The organism is uncultured Shewanella sp., assembly GCF_947491715.1.
Classification (GTDB): Bacteria; Pseudomonadota; Gammaproteobacteria; order Enterobacterales; family Shewanellaceae; genus Shewanella.
The window spans coordinates 23,723-32,297 of record NZ_CANLKR010000049.1 but is presented as its reverse complement, the minus strand read 5'-3'; the positions used below and the strand labels follow the sequence as shown (position 1 = coordinate 32,297).

At 41.0% G+C, this 8,575-nt stretch carries 7 protein-coding genes; 3 read left to right on the top strand and 4 right to left on the bottom strand.

The genetic code is table 11. From position 1 onward, the window contains the following. Positions 1 to 201: 201 nt before the first annotated feature. Entirely contained in the window at positions 202 to 687 is a 486-nt protein-coding gene (locus tag Q0779_RS21475; protein ID WP_298775872.1) for a VC2046/SO_2500 family protein, read from the top strand. 48 nt (positions 688 to 735) lie between these two features. On the opposite strand, the gene Q0779_RS21470 is transcribed toward Q0779_RS21475, so the two are convergent. From Q0779_RS21470 to Q0779_RS21460, 3 genes are all read right to left on the bottom strand, one after another. Further along, entirely contained in the window at positions 736 to 1,218 is a 483-nt protein-coding gene (locus Q0779_RS21470) for a YchJ family protein (RefSeq protein WP_298775870.1), read from the bottom strand. Further along, positions 1,211 to 1,798: a DUF4440 domain-containing protein gene (locus Q0779_RS21465; RefSeq protein WP_298775868.1), complete on the bottom strand. Its 588-nt coding sequence runs from the start codon at positions 1,796 to 1,798 to the stop codon at positions 1,211 to 1,213. Before Q0779_RS21465 ends, Q0779_RS21470 begins: the two co-directional genes overlap by 8 nt. A 171-nt stretch (positions 1,799 to 1,969) precedes the next feature. Beyond that, positions 1,970 to 3,820 (bottom strand): M2 family metallopeptidase, encoded by a 1,851-nt coding sequence (locus tag Q0779_RS21460; protein ID WP_298775867.1) that lies wholly within the window; start codon positions 3,818 to 3,820, stop codon positions 1,970 to 1,972. Positions 3,821 to 4,024: 204 nt separating this feature from the next. Between Q0779_RS21460 and Q0779_RS21455 the strand changes: the two genes are divergently transcribed. Together Q0779_RS21455 and Q0779_RS21450 are read left to right on the top strand one after the other, a co-directional pair. Next, on the top strand, positions 4,025 to 4,660 hold the full coding sequence (locus tag Q0779_RS21455) for a TetR/AcrR family transcriptional regulator (RefSeq protein ID WP_298775866.1): 636 nt from the start codon (positions 4,025 to 4,027) through the stop codon (positions 4,658 to 4,660). A 20-nt stretch (positions 4,661 to 4,680) separates the two neighbouring features. Further along, on the top strand, positions 4,681 to 6,960 hold the full coding sequence (locus Q0779_RS21450) for an acyl-CoA dehydrogenase (protein ID WP_298775863.1): 2,280 nt from the start codon (positions 4,681 to 4,683) through the stop codon (positions 6,958 to 6,960). Positions 6,961 to 7,024: 64 nt separating this feature from the next. Here the strand turns inward: Q0779_RS21450 and pyk are convergent, their stop codons facing one another. Further along, on the bottom strand, positions 7,025 to 8,464 hold the full coding sequence (pyk, locus tag Q0779_RS21445) for a pyruvate kinase (RefSeq protein WP_298775862.1): 1,440 nt from the start codon (positions 8,462 to 8,464) through the stop codon (positions 7,025 to 7,027). Positions 8,465 to 8,575: the final 111 nt, after the last annotated feature.

The window sequence follows — 8,575 nt, the reverse complement described above, 5'->3', positions numbered from 1 at the left end:
GGAGAAGGATTCGAACCTTCGAAGGCTGAGCCGTCAGATTTACAGTCTGATCCCTTTGGCCACTCGGGAACCCCTCCTCAATTGCGGCGGCAATAGTAGTCAGATTTTTTTATGATGTAAAGCGCTATTTTAAATAATCACTAAAGTATTGGTTCAAGTGGTCGATTAACTATCAACAGCTTGTTTTGGTGGTTTTTTTTTATGCAAAATGCAATTTCGTTAGTGAATGAGTTAACTTTAGGTTCTCGTCTTAATTTGGCTGTTGGGAATAATCGAAGAGGAGAGTTTGGATTATTGTTAGCACTTTTGTCAGCAGAACAACAAGATATGGCTCAATTTCACATTAAGCCATCTGCCACAGAGCAAGATGATAGAGCGGAGTTTAATTTGCCTCCTAAGCAATTATTAGTGGCTGATCTCAATATGGCTGGGCCGATAGTGAACAATAGCGGCTCTTTTCATGTCTCGGGAACAACGGGATTTCGATTACAAGATGGATTAATGCAAGAAGCTTTAGTGATCCGAAGAGGCCAAGGTGCTGCACTATATAGTGTAATGAATAATTGTGATTATCATACTCAAGCGCGAGTTCAAGGAGAAGATAACAACATTGAGCCTAAGGCGACGACATTCATTGAACAATTAACGACCCAGCGTCAAATGAGTCAAGTATTATTGCAGGCTTAATTTGAAGCCTGCTTTGTATTATTTTGAGTGCAATAATTTTTAGATTGTTCAGGGCATACAACAATGTTTAAACTTTTTGCCACTTTGACAAACACAACTTTCATTACGCTTGGGTAATGTACATTGCATCTGCTTACCATCAGTATAGTACCAAAGGTTGTTTTCTAATATAAAGTTAGAACATTCGTAAATGACATCAATTTTTTTATCTTGTTTGTACCAAGCTTTAAACGTCACAGTGCCTTTTAAGGCTTGTTGCTCACAGCTTAAGACTGCTAAACCTAACCATTGTGATTGGGGCTCCTTGGCAAGCTGTTCTACTGTTAAATGGCGTCTAAAATCAGGATGCTGAGTCGCAATGATATAATTGAAATGTTTGAGTGAGTAAGCACTATATCGAGAGCGCATTAGTTGTTCTGGTGAGCGAGCTTGACTGTGATCTTGATGAGAAAGATAGCAGCACTGCAAATAGGTTTTTTTTGAGCCACAAGGACATAAAAGGGAATGCTCGTAAGAAGCCGATTCATTCATAGGTAGTGGTAGGTTCCGAGTTTATTGGAGTAAATTGGCGACCATAATACAAGTTGGGTTGAGGTTTGGCATTATAATAAAAGGCGGTATCAGCTTTATTATTGGTTTCTACGACAAGATACCAATGCCCGTTGGGGTATTTTTTAGAAACGCCGACAAATTTGCCAGCAAATTCGCTGATAGGTTCTTCGTCACCGCTGTCAGGGTAATATCGAATGAGATAATAGCCTATATCGGTAGCACTTTTGCCTTCTACATGTCTTTGTATAATCCTAAAATCAACGTCGATATTGGCTTTTTTATCGTTAATTTTTTTAAAAAATGCACGATATTGCTCGAGAATTTCTTTACGGCCTAACAATATTTTCTTATTTTGATTATTTGAAATATAAGAGGCATCTTGAGTATAAATAAAAAGCATTTCTTGAGGGTCGAGCGTGTTGAATGCTTTGTTAAAGTGATGGTAAATATGGTTAAGCATGGCATTATCATCATCAATAGCGAAGCTTGAAGAAGTGCAAGTCAATGTGAATGATAGTAAAAAGGTGCTTAATATATGTGATGATTTCATAATATTCATTTAGGCTCTTATCATGCCAAATCTAACTATAATACTTACCCAGTAGTAATGACAGCAATTGATCTTTACAAAATATGTAAGAAGGTGATTAAGCGAATAAAACGCCTTATAAAAAAGGCGTTTTTATATGTTCCATCACCTTAATAGATGAAAGAGCTTTTGCCTACGGCGTTACCAGCCACATTGACGATTGGCTTGCTTATTTTGTTCATTTAACCAAACCTGTAAAGGAGCAAAATAGTCTAATACAGCATTGGCATCCATTTTTTGACTGCCAGTCACAACGGCAAGCGCTTTCGGCCAAGGTTGACTTTGCCCCATTTCTAACATGGTATTTAATTTTGCGCCTGCTTCTTTATTGCCATAAATACTGCAACGGTGGATTGGGCCCGTATTTTGTGTCATTTCACAAAGTGCTTGATGAAACTGGAATTGTAAAATATGGGCTAAAAAATAGCGAGTATAAGGTACATTTGCGGGTACATGGTATTTAGCTCCTGGGTCAAAGTCGGTTTCATTACGCTCAACAGGTGCTTTAACGCCTTGGTATTTTTCTCTTAATTCCCACCAAGATTGGTTATATTCCTCAGGGGGAATTTCACCACTAAAGACTTTCCAGCGCCATTGATCAATCATTAACCCAAAAGGAAGAAAAGCGACTTTATCTAACGCTTGTTTTAGAAGTAAGCCAATATCTTTAGACGCATCTGGTACGGTATCTAATAACCCTATTTGTTGTAAGTAACTGGGAGTAATTGATAAGGCGACAGTATCACCAATGGCTTCATGGAAACCGTCATTAGCACTGTTTTTGAAGATAAAAGGCTGTTCTTTATAGGCACGTTGGTAATAGTTATGGCCTAACTCATGATGAATAGTGATGAAGTCGTCAGCATCTTTTTGAATACACATTTTGATGCGGATATCGTCAAGATCGTCAAGATCCCAAGCCGATGCATGACAAACCACATCTCTGTCTTCTGGCTGAGTGAAAAGAGAGCGTTCCCAAAAAGTGTCTGGTAGCGGAGCAAAACCAAGGGAAGAGAAAAAGTTTTCTGCTTGTTCAACCATTTGTATTTCAGTGTAATTTTGGTTGCGTAATAGCTGAGTGATGTCATAACCGGGATCGGCGTCAGCGGGTGCAACAGTGTCATAAATATTCCCCCAACTTTGTGCCCACATATTTCCTAATAAGTGAGCAGGAATAGGCCCATTTGCTGGAGCAATGGTATCACCATACTCTTCATTTAATTCCCCTCTGACATAACAATGCAATGAATCATATAACGGTTTGACTTGTGTCCAGAGGTTATCGAGTTCTTTGGAGAAATCTTCAGGTTTCATATCATATTGACTACGCCAAAGTTCAGAAAGATCTTTATAGCCGAGATCATTTGCTCCTTCATTTGCTAATGCGACTTCTTTTTCAAATAAGGGCCGCATGGGTTTGGCAATTTCACGCCAACCTTGCCACACTTCAAGCAATAAAGCGGGATCTTTTGATTCGGCCATGATGACCGATAGTTCAGGTTGCGTCAGACATTGGCCATCTTTTAAACAGTATTTCCCTTTTCCATATAAACCATTCAACTCGGCATTAAGTTGAGCAAGTTCGGCATTTTTACTCGGATCCAATGGTGCGGGAAGCACTAAAGAACTACGTAGTATATTGAGCTTTCTTTTATCTTTATCACTTAAAGAGGTTTGATCATATTGCGCCGCTTGCGTGGCTAACCTGACTGATGTAGCCGTTCTTTCTTCACCGACTTTGGCGGCAAGTTGGGCGGTGTCATAGGTAATAAAATTATTGTATATCCATTCAGCGCGGTTTTGCTCAATCGATAATTGACTTAATCGGTTTTCTGCATCATTGATAAAGGCTTCTGCTGTTATGTTTGATTTTTGTTTATTTTCTTGTGTATTTTCTTGATTGTTCTTTTGGGGATCACTACAGGCAGATAATCCCAGTATCATTGCTATAGTAGCCGGTAGACATGATTGTCTTGATAGAAATAGATTCATCAATTTCATCCTTTTGTTATTTTTGTGTTTGCATTTTACCTATTTTGTTTCAATAAAACAGCTGAAGAAAAAAAATCCTTGTTATTTAAGTTTGAAACAATGGAAAAGTGGCGCTATTGAAGTGAAATCTATTTGACAAAAAGTGAACGAGTGTTTAATTTAAACGAGTGTTTAAATCATTAACTTAAGAATTAGGATCACGGAATGGCAAACCAATCCGATACTAAAACAAAAATTCTGGATTCAGCTGAGAAGCTATTTGCAGAAAGAGGGTTTTCTGAAACCTCATTACGACTGATCACCAGTAAGGCTGAGGTTAATTTAGCATCAGTGAATTATCATTTTGGCTCCAAAAAAGAGTTGATTCGAGCGGTTCTCGCGCGTTATATGGATGTGTTTATGCCTGCTGCAGCGACCGCGATTATACAGGTAAAAGAGCAGAAAGAATGCGCGAGTTTAGATGATATTTTTTCAAGTTTAGTGTCGCCTTTATTAGATCTGGATCATGTTCGTGCAGAGGGTACTCTTATCTTTTTGCAACTATTGGGTCGGGGGTATATTGAAAGCCAAGGGCATCTTCGTTGGTTTATTACGACCCATTATGGGCAATATTTAAAGCAGTTTGTCCATGCAGTGGCAAACAGTGCGCCGGAAATTCCTGCCGCTGAAATGTTTTGGCGATTACACTTTACACTCGGGACAGTGGTTTTCACTATGGCATCAGCTGACGCGTTAACAGAAATAGCCGCGGCAGATTTTGATGAGCATAATGATATTGAAGCGGTGATCCGCAAAGTGATCCCGTATCTTTCTGCTGGCGTGTCAGCACCGGTGGGTTAATTTAACAAGGTATTGTATTGATGGCATTTTTTATATTATTTTTACTTGTGGTGGTGGTCGTGCTTTTTAGTGTAAAAAGCACGCGTATGGCACTGTTAACTAAGCCGGCATTTTCATTTTTTAAAAAGGTGTTACCGCCTTTGTCAAATACTGAAAAAGAGGCCATGGAAGCGGGCGATGTGTGGTGGGAAGGGGAGCTATTTCAGGGGAAACCTGATTGGAATACTCTCCATGGCTACGGTAAACCCAGTTTAACCAGTGAAGAGCAAGCCTTCATTGATAATCAAGTGACGACAGCTTTAGGAATGATAGATGATCATGATATCGTTCAAAATAGAAAGGATTTACCGCCAGAGCTTTGGGACTATTTTAAAAAAGAAGGTTTTTTTGCGTTAATCATTCCTAAACAATATGGGGGGAAAGCATTTTCGGCTTATGCCAATTCGACCATTGTGAGTAAGATTGCCAGTCGCAGTGTCAGTGCTGCAGTGACGGTGATGGTACCAAATTCATTAGGTCCAGGTGAATTGTTGACTCATTATGGTACAACAGAGCAAAAAGATCAGTGGTTACCCGATTTAGCCAGTGGTAAAGCGATCCCTTGTTTTGCGTTAACAGGTCCTGAAGCGGGTTCTGATGCGGGGGCTATTCCTGATGAAGGCATTGTTTGCCGTCAGCAATGGAATGGGGAAGAAGTCATCGGGTTAAAGTTAACTTGGAATAAACGGTATATTACGCTAGCCCCCGTTGCTACTGTGTTGGGACTGGCTTTTCAAATGCGTGATCCTGATGGGCTATTAGGTGATGTTGACAGTATTGGGATCACCTGTGCACTTATTCCAACTGACCATTCAGGTGTCAATATTGGTCGTCGCCATAATCCATTAAACACCGCATTCATGAATGGCACGACTTCAGGCGAAGATGTTTTTATTCCGCTGGATTGGATTATTGGTGGACCGTTATATGCCGGTCGTGGCTGGCGTATGTTGGTTGAATGCCTATCGGCAGGTCGTGGCATTTCTTTACCTGCATTGTCTAGTGCATCGGGGCATATGGCGACGAAAACGACAACAGCATACAGCTACGTACGTCAACAGTTTGGTTTATCTATTGGTCAATTTGAAGGTGTACAAGAAGCGTTAGCACGGATCATTGCCAATACTTATCAACTGGAAGCTGCACGGCGTTTAACTACAACAGGTATCGATTTAAAGGTGAAGCCTTCCGTTGTTACCGCAATGGCTAAATACCACATGACAGAGCTGGGCCGTCAAGTGGTTGATGATGCAATGGATATTCAGTCGGGAAAAGGGATCCAACTTGGCCCTAAAAACTATCTAGGGCAAGGCTATATGTCAATACCCATTTCGATTACCGTTGAAGGTGCGAATATTTTAACGCGAAGCTTGATGATTTTTGGTCAGGGTGCAACACGATGCCACCCTTATGTGCTGGCCGAAATGGAAGCGGCGTCCATGGAAAATGAAAAAGATGGACTAGCTCGTTTTGATGCACTTTTACTTGGGCACATGGGGTATGCTGCTCGCAATGCATTGAGTGCCTTTGGTCATGCATTAACAGGTAGCCGTCTAGCGGCAGCACCTGTTAGTGGAGAAACTAAGCAATATTATAAAGACATGACACGTTTATCATCTGCTTTAGCGTTTATGACGGATTTATCCATGTTGGTTATGGGGGGAGACTTGAAACGCAGAGAAATGTTATCGGCGCGTTTGGGCGATGTCCTTAGTCAACTTTATTTAGCATCAGCAACTCTGAAGATGTTTGAAGATAATGGCCGACAGTTTGATGACTTACCCGCTGTTAGGCATGTAATGGCGACACGTTTACAGCTTGCTTCAAACGCTTTACATGAAGCTATTCGTAACTTCCCCAATAAAGCTGTAGCGATATTATTGCGCGTTGTTATTTTTCCTCTGGGTAATCGTTTTAAGGCGCCCAGTGATAAATTGTCTGTTGATCTTGCACAAAGCATGAGTAAACCAGGTCCTGCAAGAGATAGGTTAACATTTTTATGTCCCGATCTAGAAGGTGATTCAGGGGGCATTGCCGATGTTGAACAAGCGTTTTTAGCTCAATATGCTTGTAAAGGTTTATACAAAAAATTGAAACAGGCACAAAGAGCGGGTCAATTACAGCCAAAAATGGCGCCTGTACCTTTATTTACTGCAGCCTTGGATGCAGGAATTATTTCTGCTGATGAATATAACACCTTGGTGGAGGCTGATAAGTTAAGGCTAATCGCGATTTCGGTTGATGATTTTGAGTCGTTATAGGGTTTATTAAGTACGATAAAAAAGGGACGCTAGCGCGTCCCTTTTTTAGTTTGTGGGAAATGAGTTAAGCCACGATTAAGATCTTACAAGTATTCGTGCCGCCAATGGTTTCCATGGCATCACCTTTAGTCATTAATACCATGTCACCACTTTGTAAATAGCCAGCCTGTGATAATGCGGCTAAGGCTTCTTGTGGTAAACTTTCAGCAGAATATTGTGTTGAATCAAAATAGAAAGGTTGTACACCACGGTATAAAGCCATTTTGGCTAGCGTGCTTTGATGACGCGATAAAGAATAAATCGGGAGCGAAGAGCTGATCCGTGACATCAATTGTGGTGTTGCGCCAGATTCGGTTAGTGCAATAATGGCCTTAACACTGTCCAAATGGTTGGCTGCATACATAGTGGATAGGGCAATGGTTTCTTCAACTGTACTAAACTGTTGATCAATTCTATGCTTAGAAACTTGTACACTGGGGTGTGACTCAGCGCCTAAACAGACATCTGACATAGCCTTAACGGTTTCCTCTGGGAAATCCCCTGCAGCAGTTTCAGCTGATAACATGACCGCATCTGTGCCATCAAGGACAGCGTTGGCGACATCCATGACTTCTGCACGTGTTGGCATTGGACTGCTTATCATGGACTCCATCATCTGCGTCGCAGTGATAACCGGTTTATTTAATTGACGAGAGCGACTGATGAGTCTTTTTTGTACAGCCACTAATGCTGGATCGCCGATTTCTACGCCTAAATCACCTCGAGCGACCATAACAGCATCAGATGCTTTAATGACATCGTCCATTGCTTCATCGGTTGCTACGGCTTCAGCGCGTTCGACTTTAGAAACGATAAGTGCCTTGCTTCCAGCCTCAAGAGCTAAAGAGCGAGCATAGTTCAGATCGGCGCCACTGCGTGGAAATGAAACGGCCAGATAATCGACATTAATGGCTGCAGCAGTAATAATGTCTTGCTTGTCTTTTTCTGTGAGGGCTTCAGCGGATAAGCCACCGCCTTGTTTATTAATCCCTTTATTATTTGACAAAGGACCTGCAACGGTGACGCTGGTATGGACTTTGTTACCTTCAACACGTTCAACCTTTAATTGTACGCGACCATCATCGAGCATTAAAATATCATTGATGCTGACATCTTTTGGTAAGGCTTTGTAGTCGATACCAACTTGATGTTCATCTCCTTCACCTTTACCTAAGTCGGCATCAAGAATATAAGCTTGTCCAAGTTTCAACTGTACTTTTTTGTTGTCTTTAAAGGTTGAAACACGAATTTTAGGCCCTTGTAAATCGCCTAAGATCGCCACATGAACACCTAACTCGTTAGCAATTGCTCTTGCATCATTAGCCCGTTTCAAGTGATCTTCTGCTGAGCCGTGAGAAAAGTTAAGACGAACAACATTGGCGCCTGCTGCGATGATGCGACGTAAGTTATCGTCACGATCAGTTGCTGGGCCTAATGTGGTGACGATTTTTGTTCTGCGGAACATATCATACTCCGTTAAAGGTTAAATTCTGGAACGCTATTACTATACTATAATACCAGACATTGACGTTTTTTGTAGGAAAATTACAAGATTTTGCTAGATAAAAGATAATGC

What these genes read in the sequence shown, in the direction of transcription:
- Q0779_RS21475 (WP_298775872.1), top strand. Translation starts at nt 202, where the DNA reads ATGCAAAATGCAATTTCGTTAGTGAATGAGTTAACTTTAGGTTCTCGT.
- Q0779_RS21465 (WP_298775868.1), bottom strand. Translation starts at nt 1,798, where the DNA reads ATGAATATTATGAAATCATCACATATATTAAGCACCTTTTTACTATCA.
- Q0779_RS21455 (WP_298775866.1), top strand. Translation starts at nt 4,025, where the DNA reads ATGGCAAACCAATCCGATACTAAAACAAAAATTCTGGATTCAGCTGAG.
- pyk (WP_298775862.1), bottom strand. Translation starts at nt 8,464, where the DNA reads ATGTTCCGCAGAACAAAAATCGTCACCACATTAGGCCCAGCAACTGAT.
- Q0779_RS21450 (WP_298775863.1), top strand. Translation starts at nt 4,681, where the DNA reads ATGGCATTTTTTATATTATTTTTACTTGTGGTGGTGGTCGTGCTTTTT.
- Q0779_RS21460 (WP_298775867.1), bottom strand. Translation starts at nt 3,820, where the DNA reads ATGAATCTATTTCTATCAAGACAATCATGTCTACCGGCTACTATAGCA.
- Q0779_RS21470 (WP_298775870.1), bottom strand. Translation starts at nt 1,218, where the DNA reads ATGAATGAATCGGCTTCTTACGAGCATTCCCTTTTATGTCCTTGTGGC.